Source organism: Robertmurraya sp. DFI.2.37, assembly GCF_029211245.1.
Lineage (GTDB): Bacteria > Bacillota > Bacilli > Bacillales > Cytobacillaceae > Robertmurraya > Robertmurraya methanolica_A.
The window spans coordinates 1-332 of sequence record NZ_JARGEJ010000461.1; the positions used below are offsets into that span (position 1 = coordinate 1).

Consider the following 332-nt stretch of genomic DNA (forward strand, 5'->3'; position numbering starts at 1 on the left):
ATGGTTGTTGGAGCATATGGTGTTCTTGGTAAGTTAGTTTGCATGGAGTTACTGAGAGTATTTGAAAAGCAAATAAAATTAATAGTAACGGATTATAAAAATGAAAGAGGTAATAAGTTAGCAGATTTTTTTAACAGTGACGTTCAGTTTCAATGTTTAGATGTTGATAATGAAGAAAATATAAAACAAGTTATAAAGAATGTAGATATTGTAGTCGTAGCAGTAAAACAGAGAAATCCTCACATTCAAAAAAGGTGTATTGAGAATAAAATATTATGTATATATGTTACACCGTTTTATGATTTTGCTGAGAAAGTATATGAGCTAAATCA

1 protein-coding gene is annotated in these 332 nt (G+C 28.3%); it reads left to right on the top strand.

The window, feature by feature from the left end; all coding sequences use genetic code 11:
* The coding region (locus PZE06_RS27300; RefSeq protein ID WP_275792288.1) for a saccharopine dehydrogenase NADP-binding domain-containing protein at nt 1-332 on the top strand (332 nt) is incomplete at both ends.